The organism is Shewanella zhangzhouensis (assembly GCF_019457615.1).
In the GTDB taxonomy this organism is placed as follows: domain Bacteria; phylum Pseudomonadota; class Gammaproteobacteria; order Enterobacterales; family Shewanellaceae; genus Shewanella; species Shewanella zhangzhouensis.
Window position 1 is genome coordinate 1,081,921 of the sequence record NZ_CP080414.1, and the last position, 24,955, is coordinate 1,106,875.

Annotated in this window: 21 protein-coding genes; 14 read left to right on the forward strand and 7 right to left on the reverse strand. The window is 54.3% G+C overall.

The genetic code is table 11. From position 1 onward, the window contains the following. Nucleotides 1–53: 53 nt before the first annotated feature. The 4 genes from K0H63_RS04670 to gltB form a co-directional block, all read right to left on the reverse strand. The gene (locus K0H63_RS04670; RefSeq protein WP_220066943.1) at nucleotides 54–1,043 is read right to left on the reverse strand and encodes a cobalamin biosynthesis protein CobD/CbiB; all 990 of its coding nucleotides are present in this window, start codon (nucleotides 1,041–1,043) and stop codon (nucleotides 54–56) included. Beyond that, nucleotides 1,044–1,736 (reverse strand): 5'-methylthioadenosine/S-adenosylhomocysteine nucleosidase, encoded by a 693-nt coding sequence (mtnN, locus tag K0H63_RS04675; protein ID WP_220066944.1) that lies wholly within the window; start codon nucleotides 1,734–1,736, stop codon nucleotides 1,044–1,046. A 144-nt stretch (nucleotides 1,737–1,880) separates the two neighbouring features. After that, complete coding sequence (locus K0H63_RS04680) at nucleotides 1,881–3,299, reverse strand: FAD-dependent oxidoreductase (protein WP_220066945.1); 1,419 nt, start codon at nucleotides 3,297–3,299, stop codon at nucleotides 1,881–1,883. A 7-nt stretch (nucleotides 3,300–3,306) separates the two neighbouring features. Beyond that, nucleotides 3,307–7,758, reverse strand: a complete 4,452-nt coding sequence (gltB, locus tag K0H63_RS04685) for a glutamate synthase large subunit (RefSeq protein ID WP_220066946.1) — start codon at nucleotides 7,756–7,758, stop codon at nucleotides 3,307–3,309. Between the two features lie 494 nt (nucleotides 7,759–8,252). Here gltB and mnmL point away from each other — a divergent pair, with 494 nt between their 5' ends. The 3 genes from mnmL (at nucleotide 8,253) to oxyR (ending at nucleotide 11,084) form a co-directional block, all read left to right on the forward strand. After that, entirely contained in the window at nucleotides 8,253–9,218 is a 966-nt protein-coding gene (gene mnmL / locus K0H63_RS04690; RefSeq protein WP_220066947.1) for a tRNA modification radical SAM protein MnmL/YtqA, read from the forward strand. A gap of 178 nt (nucleotides 9,219–9,396) precedes the next feature. After that, the gene (locus tag K0H63_RS04695; protein WP_220066948.1) at nucleotides 9,397–9,762 is read left to right on the forward strand and encodes an Hpt domain-containing protein; all 366 of its coding nucleotides are present in this window, start codon (nucleotides 9,397–9,399) and stop codon (nucleotides 9,760–9,762) included. A 404-nt stretch (nucleotides 9,763–10,166) separates the two neighbouring features. Beyond that, nucleotides 10,167–11,084 (forward strand): hydrogen peroxide-inducible genes activator, encoded by a 918-nt coding sequence (gene oxyR / locus K0H63_RS04700; RefSeq protein WP_220066949.1) that lies wholly within the window; start codon nucleotides 10,167–10,169, stop codon nucleotides 11,082–11,084. 29 nt (nucleotides 11,085–11,113) lie between these two features. Here oxyR and K0H63_RS04705 read toward each other — a convergent pair whose 3' ends face one another. Then, nucleotides 11,114–12,190, reverse strand: coding sequence for an adenylate/guanylate cyclase domain-containing protein (locus tag K0H63_RS04705; protein WP_220066950.1), 1,077 nt, complete (start codon nucleotides 12,188–12,190; stop codon nucleotides 11,114–11,116). A gap of 121 nt (nucleotides 12,191–12,311) precedes the next feature. Then, on the reverse strand, nucleotides 12,312–12,986 hold the full coding sequence (gene mutH, locus K0H63_RS04710) for a DNA mismatch repair endonuclease MutH (RefSeq protein ID WP_220066951.1): 675 nt from the start codon (nucleotides 12,984–12,986) through the stop codon (nucleotides 12,312–12,314). A 695-nt stretch (nucleotides 12,987–13,681) separates the two neighbouring features. Between mutH and rppH the strand changes: the two genes are divergently transcribed. From rppH to K0H63_RS04760, 10 genes are all read left to right on the forward strand, one after another. Further along, complete coding sequence (gene rppH, locus K0H63_RS04715) at nucleotides 13,682–14,200, forward strand: RNA pyrophosphohydrolase (RefSeq protein WP_041409684.1); 519 nt, start codon at nucleotides 13,682–13,684, stop codon at nucleotides 14,198–14,200. 39 nt (nucleotides 14,201–14,239) lie between these two features. Continuing rightward, nucleotides 14,240–16,474 (forward strand): phosphoenolpyruvate--protein phosphotransferase, encoded by a 2,235-nt coding sequence (gene ptsP / locus K0H63_RS04720; protein ID WP_220066952.1) that lies wholly within the window; start codon nucleotides 14,240–14,242, stop codon nucleotides 16,472–16,474. 65 nt (nucleotides 16,475–16,539) lie between these two features. Next, nucleotides 16,540–17,340: a sulfite exporter TauE/SafE family protein gene (locus K0H63_RS04725; protein ID WP_220066953.1), complete on the forward strand. Its 801-nt coding sequence runs from the start codon at nucleotides 16,540–16,542 to the stop codon at nucleotides 17,338–17,340. Nucleotides 17,341–17,380: 40 nt separating this feature from the next. Further along, the gene (gene lgt, locus K0H63_RS04730; RefSeq protein ID WP_220066954.1) at nucleotides 17,381–18,187 is read left to right on the forward strand and encodes a prolipoprotein diacylglyceryl transferase; all 807 of its coding nucleotides are present in this window, start codon (nucleotides 17,381–17,383) and stop codon (nucleotides 18,185–18,187) included. Then, nucleotides 18,187–18,981 (forward strand): thymidylate synthase, encoded by a 795-nt coding sequence (gene thyA, locus K0H63_RS04735; RefSeq protein ID WP_220066955.1) that lies wholly within the window; start codon nucleotides 18,187–18,189, stop codon nucleotides 18,979–18,981. Before lgt ends, thyA begins: the two co-directional genes overlap by 1 nt. A gap of 121 nt (nucleotides 18,982–19,102) precedes the next feature. Then, nucleotides 19,103–20,278, forward strand: coding sequence for a Na+/H+ antiporter NhaA (nhaA, locus tag K0H63_RS04740; protein WP_220066956.1), 1,176 nt, complete (start codon nucleotides 19,103–19,105; stop codon nucleotides 20,276–20,278). After that, nucleotides 20,275–20,658 carry a hypothetical protein gene (locus tag K0H63_RS04745; protein WP_220066957.1) on the forward strand — a complete coding sequence of 128 codons (384 nt, stop codon included), beginning with the start codon at nucleotides 20,275–20,277 and terminating at the stop codon, nucleotides 20,656–20,658. Before nhaA ends, K0H63_RS04745 begins: the two co-directional genes overlap by 4 nt. After that, nucleotides 20,658–21,566, forward strand: a complete 909-nt coding sequence (gene nhaR, locus K0H63_RS04750) for a transcriptional activator NhaR (RefSeq protein ID WP_220066958.1) — start codon at nucleotides 20,658–20,660, stop codon at nucleotides 21,564–21,566. The genes K0H63_RS04745 and nhaR overlap by 1 nt, the downstream gene beginning before the upstream one ends. 389 nt (nucleotides 21,567–21,955) lie before the next feature. Then, nucleotides 21,956–22,195, forward strand: a complete 240-nt coding sequence (locus K0H63_RS04755) for an FAD assembly factor SdhE (protein WP_220067812.1) — start codon at nucleotides 21,956–21,958, stop codon at nucleotides 22,193–22,195. Nucleotides 22,196–22,235: 40 nt separating this feature from the next. Then, on the forward strand, nucleotides 22,236–22,601 hold the full coding sequence (locus tag K0H63_RS04760) for a protein YgfX (protein WP_309304489.1): 366 nt from the start codon (nucleotides 22,236–22,238) through the stop codon (nucleotides 22,599–22,601). On the opposite strand, the gene nadB is transcribed toward K0H63_RS04760, so the two are convergent. Next, nucleotides 22,576–24,183 (reverse strand): L-aspartate oxidase, encoded by a 1,608-nt coding sequence (gene nadB / locus K0H63_RS04765; RefSeq protein WP_220066960.1) that lies wholly within the window; start codon nucleotides 24,181–24,183, stop codon nucleotides 22,576–22,578. The two genes, K0H63_RS04760 and nadB, sit on opposite strands and share 26 nt — an antisense overlap. Before the next feature lie 187 nt (nucleotides 24,184–24,370). Between nadB and rpoE the strand changes: the two genes are divergently transcribed. After that, on the forward strand, nucleotides 24,371–24,949 hold the full coding sequence (gene rpoE, locus K0H63_RS04770; protein WP_011758991.1) for an RNA polymerase sigma factor RpoE: 579 nt from the start codon (nucleotides 24,371–24,373) through the stop codon (nucleotides 24,947–24,949). Nucleotides 24,950–24,955 lie beyond the last annotated feature (6 nt).

Consider the following 24,955-nt stretch of genomic DNA (forward strand, 5'->3'; position numbering starts at 1 on the left):
TGGAAAGTGGAGATTCCCCTGAGGCGAGCCATTATAGTGTGTCGCTTAACAAATTACAGCGTCTGACTGTATCTGAGCAGGGTCCATGCAAGGGGTAAAAACAGCAGAAAGGCCAACCAGCTGAAGCAGGCTCGATTCGACAGTTTTATGGCTTCACCGATTTTGGCCGTATCGGGCAGAGGGCCTTTGCCGACCTTATCGATGGCCACCCGGCTGCCGCGGTATTTGTGTGGTCCGCCAAGCTCGGTATTCAGCACTGTTGCGGCCACATATGCCGCCCGCATGGCGTTGGACAGGGGCTGCCAGCGTCTGGGGGTTAGCAGGGCCTTAAAACCGCTGGGGCCGCCAACGATGGCGAGTGTCAGGCTCCAAAGCCAGGCAGGAATGTAAAGCAGCGCCGAAACCAGCTGATTAACCGGCGCGACAAAAGCACGGAAATCCGGTGACATGGGGGGCCACACCAACTCCAGCTGCTTGAGCATACGCACCAGCAGCACCATGGGGGCACCGGCCAGCGCATAGAAAAACACCACTCCTGCGGTGCCGTAAATGGGGGCCGTGACCAGTTTTTCGATGGTGGCCTTGGCAAGTCCAGTCTCAGACAGCTCGGTGGTATCCCGTGACAGATATTGACTCAGCAGCTTTCTGGCCCTGTCTTTATCGCCATGGCCCAGCGCCCGCTGCACCTCTTCGGCGACCTGGGCAAAACTGGCATCCGACAGGCAGAGGTAGAGAATTAAAAACTCGAAAAACCAGGGAAAGGCTGCCAAGTCCAGTAAAAAGGCGACGATAAGCCAAAAGGGCAGCACCAGCAGCACTGTCGCCATGATGCCTGCGATAAGCTGCTGGCGCGGTCCTCGCGATGGGTGATTCACTTTGCGGGCAAGCTCTCTTGCCAGCACCCCAAACCACACCAGTGGCTGCATTTCCCTCGGCAAAGGAGCCAGTCGTGCCAGTGGCAGCGCGCACAGGATGATGAGGAAGCCTTCAAACAAGGCTCCATCCAGGGCAATAAGCTGGCTGACAAACTGGCTTTCGGTCATTTACAGGCCTTCAATCAGCGCCATTACCATCAGGGCCGAGTGATGTCCGGCCTTCACCAGATAAGACTCAAAGTCGACCGGGCTGTCGTTGTTGGCATTATCAGACAGGGAGCGGATCACCACGAAGGGAGTCGCGAACTGATGGCAGACCTGGCCGATGGCGGCGCCTTCCATTTCACAGGCGGCCATGGTGGGGAAGTCGGCCTGCATTTTGGCGGTGCGTACCGGGTCGCAAATAAAGCTGTCACCGGTGCAGATAAGGCCTTCGACGGTTTTTACTTCACCCAGTTTGGCCACGGCATTTTTGGCGGCTTCCACCAGGCGGGCATCACACACAAAGGCGGCTGGCTGCTGGGCCATCTGACCAATTTCATAGCCAAATGCCGTCACGTCCACATCGTGGTAACGCACTTCGCTGCCAATCACCACATCGCCAATGGTCAGGCTGTCCACAAAGCCACCGGCTGAGCCGGTATTTATCACGTAATCGGGGGCAAACTTATCGATAAGCAGGGTGGTGGCGAGCGCCGCTGCAACCTTGCCAATACCGGAGCGGGTCACTATGACCTGCTTGCCATTGAGTTCACCCTGGGTGAATTCGATGCCGGCTATCTGGCTGACGACAGGGTTTTCCAGAGAAGCAATAAGGTGAGCAACTTCGGGCTCCATGGCGCCGATAATACCAATTTTCATAAACTTGCCTTTGAACTGCTTTAGAGAATGGCAGCCAATATACCACAGTCGATTGAGCGGCACACAGGCAAGCTGCAGAGATAAAAAAGCGCATCCTCAGGCGAGCCTTTGGATGCGCAAGACACAAGCAACTTGTTGTTGGGATCAGGCCTTGGCCGATTCCAGATAGTTGAGGATCCCCAGTGCCGCATCGCGGCCTTCGGCGATGGCAGTGACCACCAGATCTGAGCCTCTGACCATGTCGCCCCCGGCAAACACTTTTGGATTGCTGGTTTGGAATGGATTGTCATCGGTTTTCCTGGCCTTGACCCGGCCCTTGTCATCCAGGGCGATATCAAAGTCGGCAAACCAGGGCGCCGGACTTGGCTGGAAGCCAAAGGCGATAATGATGGCGTCGGCTTCGAGGAGCTGCTCGCTGCCGGGCACAGGCTCGGCGGAGCGGCGGCCATTGGCATCGGGCTCGCCCATGCGGGTCTCGATGCACTCGATACCCACCACGGTGCCGTTTTCGGTCTTGATGGCCACCGGCTGGCGGTTGAACAGGAAGTTCACCCCTTCTTCGCGGGCGTTTTGCACCTCGCGGCGGGAGCCGGGCATGTTGGCTTCATCACGGCGGTAGGCGCAGGTGACTTCGCTGGCACCCTGACGCACTGCGGTGCGCACGCAGTCCATGGCGGTGTCACCGCCACCCAGTACAACTACCTTTTTACCCGCCAGGTCGATATAGGGGTTATGTTCGCTTTGCTGACCCAGCAACGACATGGTGTTGCCAATAAGGTAGGGCAATGCCTGCAGTACACCTTCAGCGTCTTCTCCGGGCAGCCCGGCCTTCATGGCGCTGTAAGTGCCCATGCCGAGGAATACGGCGTCATAATCTTTGAGCAGGTCGGCGAAGGCGATGTCCTTGCCCACAGTCACACCCAGACGAAACTCAATGCCCATGCCTTCCAGCACGGTGCGGCGGGTTTGCATCACCGACTTATCCAGTTTGAATGAGGGAATACCGTAGGTAAGCAGGCCGCCAATTTGCGGATACTTGTCAAATACCACCGCCTTGATGCCGTTGCGGGCAAGGATATCGGCGCAGCCAAGGCCCGCAGGGCCTGCGCCGACAATCGCCACCCGCTCTTTGCGGGGCGTGACCTTACTCATGTCAGGGCGCCACCCCTGGGCGAGGGCGGTATCTGTGATGTATTTCTCTACGTTGCCTATGGTAACAGCGCCAAAATCATCATTCAGGGTACAGGCGCCTTCACAGAGCCTGTCCTGGGGGCAAACCCGACCGCAGATTTCCGGCAGGGTGTTGGTCTCGTGTACCAGGTCTGCCGCTTCCATGATGCGTCCCTGTTTGGCGAGTTTCAGCCAGTTTGGAATGTAATTGTGCAGCGGGCACTTCCATTCACAGTAAGGGTTGCCGCAGTCCAGGCAGCGGTCTGCCTGCTCGTTGACCTGTGGCTGAGTAAAAGGCTGATAAATTTCAATAAACTGTGTTGCACGCAGCTTGATGGGCTGCTTGGTCGGATCTTTGCGGCCTACCTGAATAAACTGAAAGTCGTTACTCATCTTGCTGTTACCCCGCCTTTACTGCCAGTTCAGGGCTCTGCTGCTCGAGCTTGAGCAGATCGGCCACCGCTACATTCTTCGGCTTGACCAGCACGAAGCAGTCGAGCCAGTTATCAAAGTCACTCAAAATCGCCCGGGCATGTTCGCTGCCGGTCTCTTTGACGTGGGCCTCAATCAGGCCCTTGAGGTGTTTCTGGTGAATGGCTGACTCCACCTTTTGGGTGTCAACCATTTCGGTGTTAACCCTGCGGCCAAAGCGGCCGAACTGGTCGAACACATAGGCAAAGCCACCTGTCATACCGGCGCCAAAATTCACCCCGGTTTTACCCAGAACCACCACAATGCCACCGGTCATATATTCGCAGCCGTTGTCGCCAAGGCCTTCCACCACGGCCACGGCACCTGAGTTGCGCACACCAAAGCGCTCACCGGCCTGGCCTGCGGCGAAGAATTGACCTCCGGTTGCACCATAGAGACAGGTGTTGCCCACAATGGCGGTGCGCTCGCTCTGGAAGGCGCTGCCAAGTGGCGGGTAGATGGACAGCTTACCGCCGGACATCCCCTTGCCCACATAGTCGTTGGCATCACCGCACAGGCTCATTTCCAGTCCGGGGGCGTTCCATACACCAAAGCTCTGGCCCGCGGTGCCGTTAAACGACAGGCTGACAGGTGCCTTGGTGCCCTTGAGGCCACAGCAGGCTGCTATGTGGCCACTGAGGGCTGCGCCCACTGAGCGATCTGTGTTGTTGATGCTGTAGGCGGCGCTGAAACCTTCGCCGCGGCTGATGGCATCGGCGGCATCTTTCAGCAGACGCTGGTTCAGTTCACCGGTATCCGTCGGTGGGTTTATCTCTTTCCAGGTTCTGGAGGATCCCGCGCGCACCTGTGGCTGATACAGGATGGGGGACAAGTCCAGACCATGCTGTTTCTCGGTTTGCCCTGCCAGTGCGTACAGCCAGTCGCTGCGACCCACCAGTTCTTCAAACTTTGCAACACCCAGCTTTGCCATCCACTCACGTACTTCTTCGGCAACAAATTCGAAGTAAGTCATCACCCGCTCGGGCAAGCCGTGGAAGTGTTTGTCGCGCAGATTTTTATCCTGGGTTGCCACGCCGGTGGCACAGTTGTTCAGGTGGCAGATCCGCAGATACTTACAGCCAAGCGCAATCATGGGCACGGTACCGAAGCCAAAGCTTTCGGCGCCAAGCAGTGCAGCCTTGATAACGTCGGTACCTGTTTTAAGGCCGCCATCCACCTGCAGGCGGATCTTGTGGCGCAGGCCGTTGTCCACCAGAGCCTGATGTACCTCTGCCAGACCCAGCTCCCACGGAGAGCCGGCATACTTGACCGAGGTGAGGGGGCTGGCCCCTGTGCCGCCGTCATAGCCTGACACGGTAATCATGTCGGCATAGGCCTTGGCAACGCCGGTAGCTATGGTGCCAATACCCGGCTCAGATACCAGTTTCACGCTGATAAGAGCCTTGGGATTGATTTGTTTCAAATCGAAAATCAGCTGCGCCAAATCTTCGATGGAGTAAATGTCGTGGTGCGGCGGCGGTGAAATCAGGGTCACGCCCGGACGGGCATAACGCAGCCCGGCAATTTCCACACTCACCTTATGACCGGGCAGCTGACCGCCTTCGCCGGGTTTGGCACCCTGAGCCACTTTAATCTGCAGCACTTCGGCGTTGATAAGGTAATGGGCGGTGACACCAAAGCGGCCAGAGGCAATTTGCTTGATGGCGGAGTTCTTTTCGGTACCGAAACGGCGTGGATCTTCGCCGCCTTCCCCGGAGTTGGAACGGCCGCCAAGGCGGTTCATGGCGATGGCCAGCGCCTCGTGGGCTTCGGGGCTTAAGGCGCCGATACTCATGGCAGCACTGTCGAAGCGGGGATACAGGCTGGCTGCGGCTTCTACCGTTTCGGCGGGAATGGCATCGAGGGTGCCTTTCACGCCCAAAAGATCCCGAAGCATTGCCACCGGACGTTCATCGACGTGCCTGGCAAAGGCCTTATATTTGCTGTAGTCGCGGCTGATGAGTGACGCCTGCAGCGTATTGACCACATCGGGGTTGAACGCATGGTATTCGCCACCTTCCACGTACTTGAGCAAACCACCCTGTTGCAAGGGAACATGGGGGCGGAAGGCCGCCTGATGCAGCTTTTGCTGATCTTTGGCAAGGTGCTCAAAGTTCACCCCTTCGATGCGGCTCACCACGCCTTTAAAGCAGAGTTCAATCACATCGCGAGCCAGACCTATCGCCTCGAATTGCTGACTGCAGCGGTAGGAGGCGACTGTGCTGATACCCATCTTGGACATGATCTTGCGCAGCCCTTTCTCGATGCCGTAACGGAAGTTCAGCATCAGGGCAACCATGTCGTCGGCGCTGTCATTGCGCTTGGCAAGATCCGCAATGGATTCATACACCAGGTAGGGGTAGATGGCCGTGGCACCAAAGCCGAGCAACACCGCAAAGTGGTGTGGGTCGCGGGCTGAGGCGGTTTCCACAATGATGTTGGTGTCGCAGCGCAGGCTCTTGGACACCAGCATTTGCTGCACGGCACCCACCGCCATGGCGGCCGGGATCACCTGGCGATTTTTGGCCACGGCGCGGTCAGACAACACCAGCAGCGTAGTTCCGGTGCGGGCCAGACGCTCGGCATCATCTGTGATGCGGCGAATGGCGCCCTCGAGCCCTTCTGCCGGGTCGTAGTTGAGGTCAACGATATTGGCGCGGTAATAGGCTTTATCGAGGGACATCAGCTGATTGAAATCACTGAACAGCAAAACAGGCGAGTTAAACATCACCCGGTAGGCGTGGCCCGTGGTCTCGTTAAAGAGGTTCTGCTCCCGGCCCACACAGGTCGCCAGCGACATCACGTGTTTCTCACGCAGCGGGTCGATGGGCGGGTTGGTCACCTGGGCGAATTTCTGACGGAAGTAGTCGTAAAGCGAGCGCTGCTTATTGGACAGCACCGCCATGGGGGTATCGTCACCCATGGAGCCCACGGCCTCTTCACCCTGGCTTGCCAGCACCCAAATAACCTGCTCAAGCTCTTCGCGGCTGTAGCCAAACAGCTTTTGGTACTGCAGCAGGGTGTCGCGGCTGAATTCGCTGGCGCCGTGCTGCTCGTTGCTCATCTCTTCCGCGCTCTTGAGAGTGCGGCTGTTTTTCGCCATCCATTCTTTATAGGGGTGACGGCGTTTGAGATCGTTATCAATCTCGAATGACTGATACAGGCGGCCGTTGAGGGTATCGAGCACCAACAGCTCACCCGGGCCGACTCGACCTTTTTCCACCACTTCGTCGGGCTGGTAATCCCAGATCCCCACTTCAGAGGCCAGGGTCAGGATGCGGTCTTTGGTAATCACATAACGGGATGGACGCAGGCCATTACGATCCACCGCGCAGGCGGCGTGGCGGCCGTTGGTCATGACTATCCCTGCCGGGCCATCCCAGGGCTCCATGTGCATGGAGTTAAAGTCGTAGAAGGCTTTGAGCTCTTCGTCCATTTCAGGGTTACTTTGCCATGCGGGCGGAATAAGCAAACGCATGGCGCGGTACAGGTCCATCCCGCCGGAGAGCAGCATTTCCAGCATGTTATCCAAAGAGGATGAGTCGGAGCCGGTTTCGTTTACGAAGGGAGCAGCTTGCTGCAAATCGGGCAACAGCGGCGAGTTGAACTTATACGCCCGGGCGCGGGCCCACTGGCGATTGCCGGTAATGGTGTTGATTTCACCGTTGTGTGCCAAATAGCGGAAAGGCTGAGCCAATGGCCACTTGGGGGAGGTATTGGTTGAAAAGCGCTGGTGGAATAAACAGATAGCGCTTTCCAGACGCAGATCGGCCAGATCGGGATAAAAAGCGGGCAGGTCTGCCGGCATCATCAGGCCTTTATAAACAATCACCTGACCGGAAAGGCTGGCCACATAGAAGTCTGGGTCGGCAGTCATTTGCTGCTCGAGGCGGCGACGGGCCATATAAAGGCGACGCTCAAGGTCTTTTTCACGCCAACCAATGGGCGCATTAATGAGTACCTGAACGATACGTGGCAGGCTGGCTTTACCTATTTCACCGAGCACATCGGGATTAACCGGCACCTCGCGCCAACCGGCGATGCAGAGGGTTTCTTTTTCAAGCTCGCGCTCCAGCACAAAGCGGGCGGCAGCGACTTTTTCTTCATCCTGGCTTAAAAAGAACATGCCGACGGCAAACTTGCGCGACAGGTGCCAGTCATTTTCGGCGGCAATCGACTCGAAAAACTTGATGGGCAATTGCATCAGGAGGCCGCAACCATCACCCGTGCGACCGTCTGCGGCAATGCCGCCGCGGTGCTTCATGCGATCCAGTCCGGTAATGGCGGTACGCACAATACGGTGACTGGCTTCGCCGTCCATCTGGGCAATCAGACCAAATCCACAATTGTCCCGCTCAAAACTGGGATGATACAAGCTCATACTAATTCCCCACCTGAAAACCTGTGACTGATACTGCTCGGGGAATCACGCAAAAGATAATGATAGATATGCACCCGAATCTCCCAAATTATCCTGAGAATTTACAAAGGTCAAACTTAAAGATTGCATAAAACATGGGTAAAAAATCATGTTTCATACAGTTTTGATAATTGGGTTACGTTAACGTCAACTGGTGAAAGTGTTGTATAACATTATGAATTATAGCAATTTTAAAATTGTGTTATTTTTTGGTTTACGATTATGTAACAGGGGCGGCGATTGTTTGGTGTTTGCAAATAGTGATTTTTTTTGCAGGCACAGTAGCTTGTATTTAAATAAATGCCATTGATTAACTATTCAAAAACTGTGACTAACATCCTGTTTTACCCGCCATAAAGATGACTGGCGCAGCAAAAATGGGAAAAAGGCAGTCCCTTTGACCTGGATCCGGGCGTTACCGAGTCCACGAGTCCATACTGGCGCTTTCTTTTTTTATGGAGGCGCCTGTGTCTCAATCGGTTAGCGTAACGCCCACATTGGATGCGCTGGTAAACACCTTTGGTAATGACTGCCGTCTGCGGTTTGGCACGCGTGTACGCAAGCTGACCCTGGATGCGCATTTTACCTGCCCCAACCGCGATGGCAGTCTTGGCATTGGTGGCTGCACCTTCTGCCATGTACCTTCCTTCAACGCCGACGATGGGAAGCAATTTGATATCGCATCGCAACTTAAAAGGCAGATGGCCGGGCAAACTGATGCGCTGTATTTTATTTATTTTCAGGCCTACACCAGTACCTACGATGAGGTTGCCGTACTTAAGCGCAGATACGATGAGGCGCTGTCGATTGGTAATGTGGCGGGGCTATTTGTGGGGACACGCCCAGACTGTGTTCCCGATGCCGTGCTGCAATTGTTGGCCGACTATCAACAGCAGGGGATTGATGTGTGGCTGGATTTGGGGCTGCAGACCGCCCGGGATGACACCCTGAAAAGAATCAATCGAGGCCATGATTTTGCCGTGTATGCCGATGCGGTGACCCGGGCAAGAAGGTTGGGCATCAAGGTCTGTACCCATCTTATTTTGGGTTTGCCCGGAGAGACGTCAGAGGATTTCATAGAGTCGCACCGGCAGGTGCTGGCACTTGGTGTCGATGGCCTCAAGTTGCATCCACTGCATATAGTCGAAGGCAGTATCATGGCGCGGCAATGGCGGGCAGGTAGGCTGGATACCTTGAGTTTGGATGATTATGTGAACGCCGCGGTACAGCTTATTCAGCGCACCCCCGCTGACATAATTTTCCATCGGGTTACGGCCCATGCCAGGGCGCCTTTGTTATTGGCACCCGACTGGTGTGGTCATAAATGGTTGGGGATGGGAGCCATTTGCAGCACTCTGGCTCAAACGGGCGGGCAGGGCTGTTTGACTGAATATCCTTACCTCAGTGATAAAAAGACGTAAGTTTCTTAAGTCTCTTTAATGGCGATAAGTGGTTAATTATTTGTTAAAATTAGAAAATATCCACATAGCTGAAACGCCATACGGTTGCACCGTGGGGCAGAGAAGGTATTATGTGCGATAGTATTGTCGGCAATTGACTGCCGATGTGGACCATTTTATGACTGTTAAGGGGGCCTTGATGGCAACTGCTGCACTGGACGAGATTTTGGATTTGAACACTCTTGAACAATATTGCAGTGCGATTGGGGCCGGAACCTTGCTCAAGAGTGTGGTGCTGTTTGAGCAGCTGATGCCCGAATATGTGGGCAACCTGGTCAAGGCAAAGGAAGCCGGCGATAAGGACACCCTTTGCTCTGAGGCACACAAGTTTAAAGGGGCGGCCGGCAGTGTTGGTCTTAAGCGCATCCAGCAATATGCTCAATTGCTGCAACACGGCAATGACGAAGGCTGGGAAGCCGGCCATGTCCAGTGGCTGGATGTGATTGCCACCCATGCCTTTGACGACCTCGCTGCACTTAAAGCCTTCCTCCAGGCTAAAGCCTGATAGGTGCTGTCACCGGCGTAAGGCATACTTAGCCTGCGCCGGTAAACTCTCTCCTGTATTACCTGCCCTGTAATCTCTCCACTGTATTGCGCTTGTTTTACCGGGTTACTCCCGTTGAATTTTCACTTTATCTATCTCATCCGACTCTGCTGATTAAGGCAGTTTGTCTTTCGTCAGTGTGTATTCCCCGATGCGGTTGTACTCGCATTTAGTCAGCGTGATCTCAACTTTCACCCTGACCCCCGCCTCTGCTGCATGGCCTTGGGGTATCGCTGTACCCTGGAGTGTTTCACTTGTGCAGATATTGCTCACATATCCGCGTGAGGACCTTATGAACTCAGGTAAAGCCTGTGTTAAAGTGCAAAGTGTCCTATCAATCCATCCAAGCGGCGGTAATCGATAAAATGAAACATCTTCCCAGCCTTAAAAATCTCTATTATCTGGTGAATCTCTATCAGGAACAGAATTTTAATCGCGCCGCCAAGGTATGTAATGTCAGTCAGTCGACCCTCTCCAGTGGTATTCAAAACCTGGAGGAGCAACTGGGGCATCAATTGATTGAGCGGGATCATAAGTCATTTATGTTTACGGCCATCGGTGAAGAAGTGGTTGGCCGCTGCCGCAAAATCCTGACCGATGTGGACGATTTGGTGGAGTTGGTGCGCAATCAGGGCGAACCCATGACCGGGGAAATCCGTTTGGGCTGCATCCCCACCATAGCCCCTTTTCTACTGAGTCGGGTGGTGCGCCACTGTCAGCAGCACTATCCCAACATGGTATTACTGCTGAAGGAAGACACCACCGAGCGCCTGCTCGATGCCCTTGGTAAAGGTGAACTGGACTTACTGCTGCTGGCTTTGCCTGTGGATACCGCGGGATTTCACAGCATGAAAGTGGGTGTAGACCCCTTCAAGATGGTGATGCACCAGGACTTGTCCCATGAAGTGCATCAGCCGGTGGACTATCAGGCGTTACCGGACGAAAGTATTTTTCTGCTTCAAAATGAACACTGTATTACAGGACATGCCATCAGCGCCTGTAAGTTGGGCGACTCCAACAAGATTAATCCCTTTGCCGCAACCAGCCTGCACACCCTGGTGCAAATGGTGAACAGTAAGCTGGGCACCACCTTCCTGCCACAAATGGCCATTGATGCGGGCATCCTCAAAGACACTGAGCTTGCGGTCATGGATCCGCCGGGCAGCGCACCTTACCGGGATATAGGTTTGGTGTGGCGTCAAACGACCAGCCGCATCCGAACTTTCAGAACATTAGGGTTGGAAATTGAAAAGTTGCTCGGTGGAGAATCCAGGCAGGGCTGAGCACACAAGCAGGATAAAGGGGCGAGACTTCAGTCGCCCCGCTTTGGTGTTACGCCAAAGACTTCAATGGAATGTTGTTTGCCTTTGAGTTTCACCGGTCCGAGGGAACTCAGTTGGTAGTCACTGTCATCATTATCGAGCCGCGCCGCAAGCGCCCCTGAAATCAGCATTCTCTGGCCCAGTGGATTGCACTGATCCTGGAGTCTCGCCAGGGTATTGAGCACGTCACTGAAGAAGCTGATTTCCTGCTTTTGCACCCCGACAACGGCCGCTACGACCTGACCACAATGTGCCGCCGCCTTGAACTTGGGCACAAAGCCATAATGCTCTTCAAAATACTGCCGCTGCCAATTCAGTTGCTGACTGAACTCCCAATAGATGTTCATACAGCGGTCTTTCTGGATCCCTTCATTCAGCGGCCAATGGATCAGCACGGCATCGCCCATATAGCGGTAAATCTCGGCTTCGTTATTGGCCACCGTGTCTGACAGCAGGCTGAAGCTGTCCTGAATAAGGCGACTGAAACGATAATCCCCGAGGGATTCCGCGTGGGTGGTGCTGGCGACCATGTCCAGGTAGAGGAACAGTCGCTGCTCGTATCTGGGCTTGTGGTATTTGCCAAGGCCGATATTGAATAAAACCCTGGGGCCAACCAGCAGTGCCATCTGCTCAATAAAGGCGAGCCCCATTCGCACCGCCACCAGATAGACAATCAGTGCTTGGAAGGATGGGCTGTAAAGTACATGGACAGTCAGCATCTGCCTGAGTGTTGTCATGTGGTTTTCGATGGCCCACATATTCAGAAACTGGGTGATATAGGCGAGGGTGGTAGCACCAAGGAGCAGGAAAAGTCCCTTGAACAGCACAGAAAACAGATAAGGCAGGCGATTAATGGCACTGAAATCGGCAATGAGATTGGACATCCAGTGCAGACTGCCGAAGATGATCCCCATGTAAATGGCCAGTGTCGCGAGATCGGCGGAGCCTACCGCCCATTGGGGCAGGTCTTGCGTTTGCGCATAACGAAAGAACACAAAGGCGGCCATGGCGATGCCCCAGGCCAGGATGGCAAACAACAGCTTTTTTGCCTGACGAATCGCTCTCACTGCAGCTTCAAAACCCGAAAAATTAGCCTTTACGAAGAAGGAGCTAGTGTATAGAAAACCTATGCCTCATTACCAGCCTTTAACGTGATCTGAATCAATTCAGGTGTCGATTCGATGACGGCTAGTAGTCAAAAGCCTGGCGCAGTATGGCTTGAGTGAAGGGGATCTTAAGGTAAAAGCCTCGGGGATTGGTCAGTCCGACGGTGCCATCTTCCATAATGCACTCGGTTTTGGCGGCTGCATTGGCAGCTTTGGGACGAAGCTGTAACACCTCACCGTGTCTTGCGCTGAGGCGATGCACCTTACCCAAGGCGATGAACTCCATTATTTCTTCCCAGTCCTGGCGAAGCGAAGCACTCTGTTGTGGCGTGGGTTGCCACAAAATAGCAGTGCCTATGCGTCTGTCGGCGACGGGTATGTCTCGTTCGCCTTCTACCGGTACCCAAAGCACCTGCTCGAGTTTGTGTTTTACCAGACTTTGCTCCCAATGCAGCCCACGGGTATTCATTAACGGAGCAACACACACATAGGTGGTTTCCAGCGGTTTACCGGTGCGATCGATGGGAATTGTTTTGAGCTCCACCCCCAGATGCAGAAAATCCTGTTCCGGTCTTGAGCCTGCGGTGGCGCCCAGCTCCTGCTCTATCAGCTGACCTATCCAACCCTTGTCCCGCTTCAGGTTTGCGGGGACAGGCCAACCCAGCCCTGCTGCGAGTTGCCCAAGGGAAAGGCCTGCCATCATTTTGGCCCGGCTCAGCAATTCGTCGAGACTTTGCGGGGGGAGGGGAGTGTTCATGGAGCGGATTTTACCCACTTTGGGGATAAGATCAATATTGATGCATTTTTGAGCTTTACTTTGGCTTGGATAAGTTTTTCGATAATTGAACAGGCTAACTTATTGTATTAATTTTATTTTTTAAAGGTGAAATTCGACGACTCGCAATTACATGAAAGTTACTCGCGTATTTCCCCATTATTCCCCACACATTTATCCACAGATTTATGGGATAACTGCCAACCAAACCTGCCAATACTGGAGAAAATCCCCTGAGTCAACGGAAAATATCGTCACATTTCTCGATTATTTTCCATCTCCCCTGTGCGGGGATGTGCATAAAACTGAGCGTTACGAGCTGTAAAAGTCTGTTGTCAGCTACTTGGTTTATTTTTGTGCGATCCTGTGGGGTTAGTCATGCGTTCTTCGATTTATGTTTTATTAGTTTAATAAAAACAAATGGATAAAATGGCTTTGGTGATTGATTGATCTACATCGATCTGAACTAATATTGAACATTTCCAAGGATTCTCGTTACTTGCCTACAGACATATCCACAGATTTTGTGGATAGAATCGAATTTGCTCAGCAAGCTCTGTTGATAAGAGTGCTTGGCTCAGTAAATTATCCAAAGAAGTCCAGTAAATAGGGGTTTGCTGCGGGCTTGGCTTTGTGAAACAATCCTTCTATTACGATTTATGTACTTTGGAGTCCATGTGATTGATAGCGACGGCTTTCGCGCAAATGTGGGCATCATCATCTGTAACGCTTATGGCCAAGTCATGTGGGCCAGACGATTTGGACAACATTCATGGCAATTTCCCCAAGGGGGCCTGGATGACGGCGAAACTGCCGAAGATGCCATGTACCGTGAATTATATGAGGAAGTGGGCCTGAGGCCTGAACACGTACAAATCCTCACTTCAACGCGATCCTGGCTCAGGTATCGTTTGCCCAAACGTCTGGTACGGCAAGACAGCAGACCTGTCTGTATCGGGCAAAAACAGAAATGGTTTTTGTTGATGCTCAAGAGTCAGGAAAGCGCCATTAACCTGAATTCCTCCGGTCATCCCGAATTTGATGACTGGCGCTGGGTCAGTTATTGGTATCCTGTTCGGCAAGTTGTGTCGTTCAAGCGTGATGTTTACCGAAAGGTGATGAAAGAGTTTGCCCCTGTGGCACTGGCGCTGCAGGCAAGGGAAATTCCACGGGGTAAGCGAAACAGAGGGCGGTAACCTTAACGGCGTGTCTGAAAATCGGGGGAGATAAAGGCAGTGCTCAATACGCTCAGGGATATCACACAATCGGTGGCGTCGGCCCATACCCTCGAGTTGGCACTCGAGTCCCTGGTAGGCCAGACCAAGGCCGCCATGGAAACAGAGTGTTGTTCCATCTATATCCTCGAACAACAACAATTGGTGTTATCTGCCACCGATGGGCTTGAAAAGTCCGCTGTGGGCCGGGTCAAGATGCCCCTCAGCGAAGGGCTTGTTGGCCTGGTTGCCCAGCGTGAAGAAGCCATCAACCTCGCCGACGCCCATCTGCATCCCAGATTCAAGCTGTTCCCTGAGGCCAACGAAGACGAATACCGTGCTTTTTTGGCCGCCCCCATCATTTATCAAAAGCAATTGCTTGGCGTTATTGTGGTGCAGCAGGCAAAGGCCCGTCAGTTCAATGAGGGGGAAGAAGCCTTCCTGATGACGCTGGCCGCGCAGCTTGCCATGGCCATTCGGGGCCTGAAACGGCGCGCAGAAGTGCATTCACTGGATCATCAGGTGCTATTCACTGGCACCAGCGCCTCCACTGGTGTTGCCATTGCCCATGCTCTGGTTATCGGCGGAGAAATCTCCCTGGAACAACCTGAAGCCTGTGCGACCGATGTGGACGCAGAAGTGAGCCGGTTACGCCAGGCCATGGGGCGCAGTCGTGATGCCTTAACGGCATTGGCGCAAAAGTTTGAAAATGACCATGACGATGAGCTGAGCTCCATCTTCACCTCGCTGCAGTCTTTGCTGGAAGATGCCAGCCTTGGCGGAGAATATCAGCGGGAAGTGCTGGCGGGTTGTAGCGCTGAAACCGCGGTGAGCAGGGTGTCGCTGCGCTACGTGGCTCAGTTTGAAACCATGGAAGATGCTTATCTGCGGGAACGGGCGAGCGATATTCGGGATTTGGGGCAGAGGGTACTGCGCCAACTGATTGAGCCCGGCCGCATGATGTTGGACCCCGATAAGCCCGTAATCCTGGTGACCCGTGAAGCCGACACCAGCATGCTGGCCGAGTTTCCAAGGCAAAAGCTGGCGGGGATAGTGACCGAGGCCGGAGGGGTGAACTCCCATGCGGCCATCCTGGCCAGAGCATTGGGTGTACCTGCCATCATGGGGGTTGAGCAGGTGCTGCAGGCCAATCTGGATAAGCAGCTTCTGGTGCTCAATGCCAGCCGCGGTATCTTGATGGTTTCGCCGTCGCCGAGCGTGGTGGACGAGTATCGCAATCTTATCAGTGCCCAAAAGGCCCTCGATCGTCAGTACGCCGAGGAGCTGAAAGAGCCCGCCCTGACCCTGGACGGTCATCGTATTCATCTGTATCTCAATGCGGGACTCATGAGTGGCGTGTCGAGCGAAATTGCCGATGGCGCAGATGGCGTTGGGCTTTACCGTACCGAAATCCCCTTTATGCTGCAGCAGCGTTTCCCCAGTGAGTCCGAGCAGATAAAGGTGTATCGCAGCGTGTTGCAGTCGGCCGCCGGTCGGCCCGTGGTGATGCGAACTCTGGATGTGGGGGGCGATAAGCCGCTGCCCTATTTTCCTATTTCCGAAGAAAACCCCTTCCTGGGCTGGCGTGGTATTCGTCTGTCACTGGATCATCCCGAACTGTTTCTGGTGCAGCTCAGGGCCATGCTGCAGGCGGCCGGTGACACCGACAATCTGAAAATTCTGCTGCCCATGGTCAGTAGCCTCGATGAGATAGATGAGGCGCTTTTGTACCTGGATCAGGCGTTCAGTGAGCTGAGGGCAGACGTTAACCCAACACTGGCGCGTCCTCCTGTTGGGGTGATGCTGGAAGTCCCGGCGCTGCTGTACCAGCTCAGAGAAGTTGCCCAACGGGTCGAGTTTGTCTCGGTGGGCAGCAACGACCTGACTCAATATTTGTTGGCGGTTGACAGAAATAACCCCCGCGTCAGCAGCCTGTACGATTCATATCACCCCGGCGTTCTGCGGGCGCTGCAGTTGGCGTTGCAGGAATGTCGCCAGCACAGGTTGGATGTGAGTGTGTGCGGTGAGCTTGCTGGTGAGCCCATGGGCGCGCTGCTGCTGGTGGCCATGGGCTATGATGAGCTTTCCATGAACCAGGGGAGTCTCGCCAAAATAAATTACCTGCTGCGGCGCGTTGAGCGCAGCGAGCTGGAGCAATTGCTTGCACTGGTGATGCAAATGTCCAATGGGCAGGATGTGCGTGAACTGGTGCGTGAATATCTCGATACGCGGGAACTGAGCGCCATCCTGGGATAATTTAGCATCCCGGACGCGAATGTTTTAAGCTATCGGCCCATCAAGGAAATCAGCAAGGTTTAAGTGTGGAACAAATACTTTGGGTGATTGGTTGTTGTGTGGCGCTGGGGGCCTTTGTTGGCTTTATGGCGGGTCTGCTGGGCATTGGCGGTGGGCTCATGATAGTGCCGGCCCTGCTTTACTTGCTGCCAGGCGTTGGATTTTCTGCCGACTATTTACCCCATGTTGCCATTGCCACTTCCCTGTCGGCCATCATTTTAACTTCCATCTCTTCAGCCCGGGCACACCACGGCCGCGGTAATATCGATTTTCAGCTGCTTAAGATATTGGCCCCCGCCGTATTGGTGGGCGCATTGGTATCCGGGTTTGTTGCTGAGCAAATTCCCGCAGATCAGCTCAGGCAAGCTTTCGCCATCTTCGTGATCCTGATGGCTGTGCAAATGGCCTTTCCCTTTAAAGCCGCAGCAGCCAAACCCATGCCACATGCGGTACTGATTTTTATCGCCGTGTTTTTTGTTGCCCTACTGGCCGGCTTGATGGGTATTGGTGGCGGTGTGCTGCTGGTGCCCCTGATGATGTACTTTGGCGTGGCCATGCGCACTGCCGTGGGCGTGTCGGCGGCTACGGGACTGCTGATTGCGGTGTCCGGCAGTGTCAGTTACGTGCTGGCCGGCTGGAACACCCAGGGTATGCCTGATTTTACTCTGGGGTATGTGTATTTGCCTGCGTTGCTTGGCATAGTCTCTACCTCGATGCTGACCGCACCTTTGGGTGCCAAGGCCGCCAGCACCTGGCCAACTGCCGTGCTCAAGAAGATTTTTGCCGCGCTGTTGACCCTGATTGGCCTGCGCCTGGTGATGGGGTGAAGTTCTTCAGCCAACTCAACTCGGTTACCCCGGAACTGACATGCCATTGAATTTTCCTGACATCGACCCAGTCATTGCCAAGTTTGGACCCTTTGAGCTGTTCGGTCAGAGCTTTGAACCGGCTTTGCGCTGGTATGGGCTTATGTACCTCGTAGGCTTTTTGGCGGCCCTGTGGCTGTTAAATCGTAAAGCCGACCAATCGAACGGTGTTTGGAGCCGGGAGCAGGTATCAGACTTGCTGTTTTATGGTTTTCTCGGCGTAGTGCTGGGGGGGCGTTTAGGTTATGTGCTCTTCTATCATTTCGACCTCTTTCTTGCAGATCCTGTGTACCTGTTTCGGATTTCAGAGGGTGGTATGTCATTCCACGGCGGCCTTATCGGGGTGATAAGCGCCATGGTCTATATTGCCTGGCGTCAGGAAAGGCAGTTTTTCGCAGTCGCAGACATGGTGGCGCCTGTTGTGCCCATTGGCCTCGGAGCTGGTCGTATTGGCAACTTTATCAACGGTGAGCTGTGGGGCCGGGTATCCGATGTACCCTGGGCCATGGTATTTCCCACCGGTGGACCCGAGCCAAGGCATCCATCACAGCTGTATCAATTTGCGCTGGAAGGTGTCGCCCTGTATTTGCTGCTGTGGTGGTTTGCCAAACACACCAACAAGGTGGGCGCCGTCTCCGGCATGTTCCTTTTGGGCTATGGCGTCTTTCGGATAGTCGTTGAAACCGTACGCCAGCCCGATGCACACTTGGGCTTTTACCTTGGTTTTATTACCATGGGCCAAATTCTTTCTCTGCCGATGATCCTCTTCGGTCTCTATTTGATTTTGCGTAAACAGGAAACCCGCTGATGAAGCAGTATCTCGACTTAATGCAGCACATCCTCGATAAGGGGACAGATAAAAGTGACAGAACCGGTACAGGCACCCGTTCGGTTTTCGGTTATCAGATGCGCTTTGACCTCAATGAGGGGTTTCCGCTGGTGACCACCAAAAAGTGCCACCTGCGCTCCATCATCCATGAACTGCTGTGGTTCCTGAAAGGCGAAACCAATGTGGCGTACCTGCGCGAAAACAAGGTGTCGATTTGGGACGAGTGGGCCGATGAAGAAGGCAATCTGGGACCAGTGTATGGGGCCCAGTGGCGCAGCTGGCCAACTCCGGATGGCCGCCATATTGATCAGATTTCTCAAGTTATTGAACAGATCAAGGCCACGCCGGACTCTCGCAGGTTAATCGTATCGGCCTGGAACGTGGGCGAGCTGGATAAGATGGCGCTGGCACCCTGTCATGCGTTTTTCCAATTCTACGTGGCCGATGGCAAATTGAGCTGCCAGCTCTATCAGCGTTCCTGTGATGTGTTCCTGGGCCTGCCCTTTAACATCGCCAGTTATGCGCTGCTGACCATGATGGTGGCGCAGCAGTGTAATCTTGGCTTGGGCGATTTTGTCTGGACCGGTGGGGATACCCATCTCTACAGCAACCACATGGAGCAGACTCAATTGCAGCTCTCACGGGAGCCTCGTCCTCTGCCCACCATGAAGATCCTCCGCCATCCAGAGTCGATTTTTGATTACCGTTTTGAAGACTTTGAACTCAGCGGTTACGACCCCCATCCTCACATCAAGGCGCCCGTTGCCATCTGAAATGGGTGAACTTTCGCCTGATACCTCGGAAATTTCGAGGTATCAGGCAGAAACTTACGATTATGTTTGATAATCTTATTTCGCTACACTCAATGCATTCGCTTTATTTGGGGGTAACGAAATGGAAAAAGCTATTCGTAATTTTTTGAGCCAGGAGTCTGCCGGTGGCATCTTGCTGCTGGTGGCTGTTGCACTGGCCATGTTGCTCGCCAACTCACCGCTTTCCGGCCTGTATCAAGGGTTTCTCAATACCGAAATGCAGGTTCGTTTTGGGGCGCTGGACATTAACAAGCCTCTGCTGCTGTGGATTAACGACGGCCTGATGGCGCTGTTCTTCCTGTTGATTGGTCTGGAAGTTAAACGTGAGTTGCTGGAAGGAGCCTTGTCGAGCCCATCCAAGGCATCCCTGCCTACCTTTGCCGCCATCGGTGGTATGTTGGTTCCCGCAGCCATCTATCTGTTTTTCAATTTTGACGATCCTGTTACCAAGGTCGGCTGGGCCATTCCCGCCGCCACGGATATCGCTTTTGCCCTGGGGATTATGGCGCTCTTGGGTAACCGGGTGCCGGTGGCGCTGAAAGTATTCTTGCTGGCGCTCGCCATCATAGACGACCTGGGTGTGATTGTGATTATCGCGCTCTTTTACAGCACAGATTTGTCGATGCTGAGCCTGGTGATTGCGGCGATTGCCGTTACAGGGTTGGTGGCGCTTAATCGTAAGGGCGTAACGTCACTCGCGCCTTATGGGGTGCTTGGCATCATATTGTGGATAGCCGTACTCAAGTCCGGCGTGCACGCCACCCTCGCCGGTGTGGTTATCGCCTTCTGTATTCCACTAAGGGCCAAAGACGGCAGTTCACCCTCGGAGCACCTTGAACACAGCCTGCACCCCTGGAGTAACTTCCTCATTCTGCCGGTGTTTGCTTTTGCCAATGCCGGGGTGCCGCTGGGGAACGTTGGATTTGACAGCATACTGTCACCCGTGCCGGTTGGTATTGCCCTGGGGCTGCTGTTGGGTAAACCCATAGGTGTGCTGCTGTTCAGTTATCTTGCGGTGAAACTGCGCTGGGCCGAGCTGCCAAAGGGGATTGGCTGGCAGCAGATAGCGCCGGTGGCCGTAATGTGTGGTATCGGTTTCACCATGTCGATGTTTATTGCTTCTCTGGCCTTTGAGCATGGCGGCGAACTCTACGGCGATTTGGCCCGTATTGGCATCTTGCTGGGTTCACTGTTTGCTGCGGTAATTGGCTATTTTTGGTTGTCAAAAGTGTTGCCTAAAGCAGGAGAAAGAATATGAGACTCACTATTGTATCTGCCCTCGGATTATCCTTGTTGCCGCTGTTTGCCGCGGCATCAGCGCTCGACACCTGCTCTGAAGACAGTCGCTCCCCGGGGTGCCAGCTATATCTTGAAGGCGTGGTTGATGGGGCTCTGATGTACAAAACCAGTGCACTGGGTGCCAGACCTGAATCCGATGGATTTGAGAGCAGGGCACTTAAGTATCGTGGCGGCAGTCGTTTCCAGGATGCCAATCGCCGCTATTGTGTGGACCGAATTCCCGATCGCAATGTGTTGGTGGAAGGACTGACCGAAGCCGTGAGCTCTGGTGAAGTGAAGGATCAGGAAAGCCTGGCCCAGGCCATGTACAGCCTGCTAGATTGTCAGCGTCTTAAGTAATGCAGCATCTGAATTACAACCACCTTTATTATTTCTGGATGGTACAGAGCAAGGGCTCGGTGGTAAAAGCCGCCGAGGCCCTGTGCTTAACACCACAAACCGTCACCGGGCAGATCCGAGCGCTGGAAGACAGGCTGGGTGGCGCACTGTTCAAGCGGGTTGGACGACAGCTGGAACCCACTGATTTGGGGGAGCTGGTTTTTCGCTACGCTGACAAGATGTTCAACTTAAGCTATGAGCTTTTGGACATTCTGAACTACCGCAAAGACGCCGCCATGTTGTTTGAGGTTGGCATTGCCGACGCCCTGTCCAAGGCGCTGTCGAGCAGGGTGCTGCTGTCTGTGTTGCCCACAGACGGCAGTATGCGTCTGGCCTGTTATGAAGCTACCCACGAGAGTCTGATGGCACGATTGCGGGAGCATAAGTTGGACATGATCCTGTCTGACTGTGCCGGTGAGTCGCTCAAATATCCGGAAATTCTGTCCAAGAAGTTGGGAGAGTGCGGCGTCAGTTTCTTCTCTTCCAAAACCTACACCAAGCCTTTCCCAGCCTGCCTGGAGGAAGACAAGCTGCTCATCCCGGGCAAGCGCACCAGCCTTGGGCAGCAGCTGCACCGCTGGTTTGCTGAAAAGAACCTCGAAGTGCGTATTCTGGGGGAGTTCGATGATGCGGCCATGATGAAAGCCTTTGGCTATTTCGGCCAAGGGATTTTTGTCGCCCCGTCGATTTACAAGCAGGATATCTTGGGGCATGGCATGCGGGTTTTGGGGGAGACTCTGGATGTGCGGGAGGAATATCATGTGATGTTCGCCGAGCGCATGATCCAGCATCCCGCGGTTCAACGATTGCTTGAAACCCGTTTTGATGACCTGTTTTCAGGGCTCGACAGTCAGGTTCAGAGCTTTTAAATTCGAGACTGCTGTCTTAGGGAAGGTGCGAACAAGTCGTCGCACAGCTCTGGCTTTGATAGCAGCGACAGTTCAAGGCATTCAACTGATAGCATGGCTGGGCGCCCCCGCCGTCCTGCTGAAGTTGAATAACGCCGAAATGGTGTTGCTATCTAAGCCCCGCAGGGAGTGGCTTACAGCGGCATCTGCTGCGTTACAGTTCTTGCGAAGGACTAGGGCCATTCACTGCAAACTGTGCCTTGCATCTATCCACTTTAAGCACACGCAGAGCAAGCACGGGACTTATTCGCACCTTCCTTAGGTGGCGCCAAGGTGTTCCGTTGCCAATTTCCTGTTAAACTTGGTCACAAATTTTCAGAGGCTTAAGGAAGCAATAAGTGACTGAGTTGATGAGTACTGCCCGCGTTCGCTGGGCTTGCCGCCGTGGAATGCTGGAGCTGGATGTGTTGTTCCAGCCGTTTGTGGAAAACCACTACGAGGCACTTAGCGACGAGCAAAAGGCTGTGTTTGTAAGATTGCTGGCCTGCGAAGATCCCGAGCTCTTTGCCTGGTTTATGGGGCATGAGCAATGCCCGGACCCTGAACTTGCTGACATGGTAGTCACGGTTCGTGGACGTCCGGCGCCATAATTTTTCTGTCTCTGCTTCAAAGGATCAGTACTTTGCCGTGGTGATCCTTTGGGCGCTTTTCCTTACTTCCTTTCTCGCCTGGCCTGCCAATTTACCCCTCCCGTTTTTTGCGCTGCAGCTATTGATGGCCGCGGCGGTTAGCGGTTTCTTTATTCACACCCTGTGGCGGCTCAAGATCTGGCACTGGCAATTTGGGTTATTCGACAACGGCTGTCTGGATGACAGCGAAGGGCGTCACAGGGTGCAGCGGGCTTGGGTGTTGCCACTTGCTTGTATCTTGCTGATAAAAAAAGAAAGCGGCCAAGGCCGCCTTCGATTTGTATTTGCCGATATGCTCGATGACGGGCCTTATCGGGATTTATGCCGCTTGCTGCTGTCCATTAACGCTCAGGAGTTAAAATCGTAGGGCCCGAGACGTCGAGTTTTTCAGGATGGTCGAGGTTACAGTGCAGGCCACGGCTTTCTTTACGTGCCATGGCACAGCGAATAATAAGCTCGGCCACCTGCACCAGGTTACGCAGCTCCAGCAGGTTATTGCTGACCCGGAAATTGGAGTAATACTCCTGAATTTCCTGTTGCAGCATGGTGACCCGACGCAGCGCCCGCTCGAGACGTTTATCGGTGCGAACTATGCCCACGTAGTCCCACATAAAGAGGCGCAGCTCATGCCAGTTGTGGGCGATGACCACTTCTTCGTCTGAGTTACTCACCCGGCTTTCATCCCAGGCGGGCAGCTGACCCGGCATGGCAATCTTGCCCATCAAACTCTCAATGTCCTGGGCGGCGGCACGGGCAAACACCAGGCACTCCAGCAGCGAGTTGCTGGCAAGACGGTTGGCGCCATGAAGACCCGTATAGGCCACTTCGCCTATGGCATAGAGACCGTTGAGATCTGTCTGACCGTGCAAATCTGTCATCACACCACCGCAGGTGTAATGGGCAGCAGGCACTATGGGGATGGGCTCTTTGGTAATATCCAGACCCAATTCCAGGCAGCGGCTATGGATGGTGGGGAAGTGCTTGATAACAAAGTCGGCCGGTTTGTGGCTGATGTCCAGATACATGCAGTCCACACCCAGGCGTTTCATTTCATAGTCGATGGCGCGGGCAACAATATCGCGGGGCGCGAGTTCGGCACGCTCATCGAAGTCCGGCATAAAGCGGCTGCCATCGGGGCGGCGCAAATAGGCGCCTTCGCCGCGCAGGGCCTCTGTCAGCAGGAAGTTACGGGCCTCTGCATGGTACAGGCAGGTTGGGTGGAATTGGTTAAACTCCATGTTGGCCACCCGGCACCCTGCGCGCCAGGCCATGGCAATACCATCGCCGCTGGCCACGTCCGGATTGGATGTGTACTGATACACCTTGGAGCTGCCGCCGGTGGCGAGCGCCACAAAGCGGGCCTTCACGGTTTCTACCTGCTCCTGGCTGCGGTTCCACACATAGGCGCCGAGCACCCGATTGCCGGTGCGGCCCAGTTTGCGGGTGGTAATAAGGTCGATTGCGTTGTAGCGTTCCAGCACCTGAATATTAGGGTGGTTGGCGGCCAGTTCCTGCAGCGTGGTTTGCACCGCTTTGCCGGTGGCGTCTGCGGCGTGCAGAATACGTCTGTGGCTGTGGCCACCTTCCCGGGTCAGGTGGTAGGGCTGGGCTTCGTTGGTGATGTGCTCTTCTTTATCGAAGGGCACGCCGCAGCTGATGAGCCACTGCATGGCGGCCTTGGCGTTGGCAGCGGTATAGGTGACCACAGCCTCATCACAGATACCCGCTCCGGCCACCAGAGTGTCCTCTACGTGGGACTCAATGGTGTCACCCTCGTCGAACACTGAGGCGATGCCTCCCTGGGCGTACAGGGTGGACCCTTCGCTGAGCGGCCCTTTGGAAATCAGAATTACCTTTGCTTTTTCAGCAAGATGGAGTGCCAAAGTCAGGCCAGCAGCACCGCTGCCGATGACCAGAATGTCTGACTGGTGTTCAACTGCTTGTTTCATCGGGTATCATGACGGATTCAAATGTCCCGCTATGATAAACCTTGTTGGGAATTTAGGGTACTTGCCCCGGTCGGGGTTTTTTTAATAAAAATCGCAGAACTTTTTCAATATACGCTGGTCTACATAGGTAGTTATGATTCGAGCGACTGAAAAATCAGTGTGTTAGATTTGGGAGAAGTCGGCTCGAATGAGTGGACAAAAAAGCGATCAAGAGCTCGTAGAGCTGGTGCAGCAGGGAGATAAAAACGCATTCAACCTTCTGGTGCTCCGTTACCAGAGCAGGGTGATTAACCTGATTTCCCGTTATGTGCGCAATCAGGCCGATGTGGCCGATGTGGCACAGGAAGCCTTTATCAAGGCCTATCGGGCGCTGGCTAATTTCCGCGGCGAGAGTGCGTTTTACACCTGGCTGTATCGCATCGCAGTCAACACGGCAAAAAATTATCTCGTATCCCAGGGCCGCAGAGCGCCGGCCAACGATGTGGATGCCGATGATGCCGAGTACTATGACGGCAGTGATGCATTAAAAGAGTTTGCCTCGCCGGAGCGGCTGATGTTGTCTGACGAAATCAAACGTGTGGTGTTTGAGACGTTGGAAGAGTTGCCCGAAGAGCTAAAGATGGCCATTTCCCTGCGTGAGCTGGATGGTATGAGCTACGAAGATATCGCTAACGTGATGGAATGCCCTGTGGGCACGGTACGTTCGCGGATTTTCCGGGCACGGGAAGTGATAGACAGGAAGCTGCAGCCGCTGCTGGAGTCCTGAGAAACC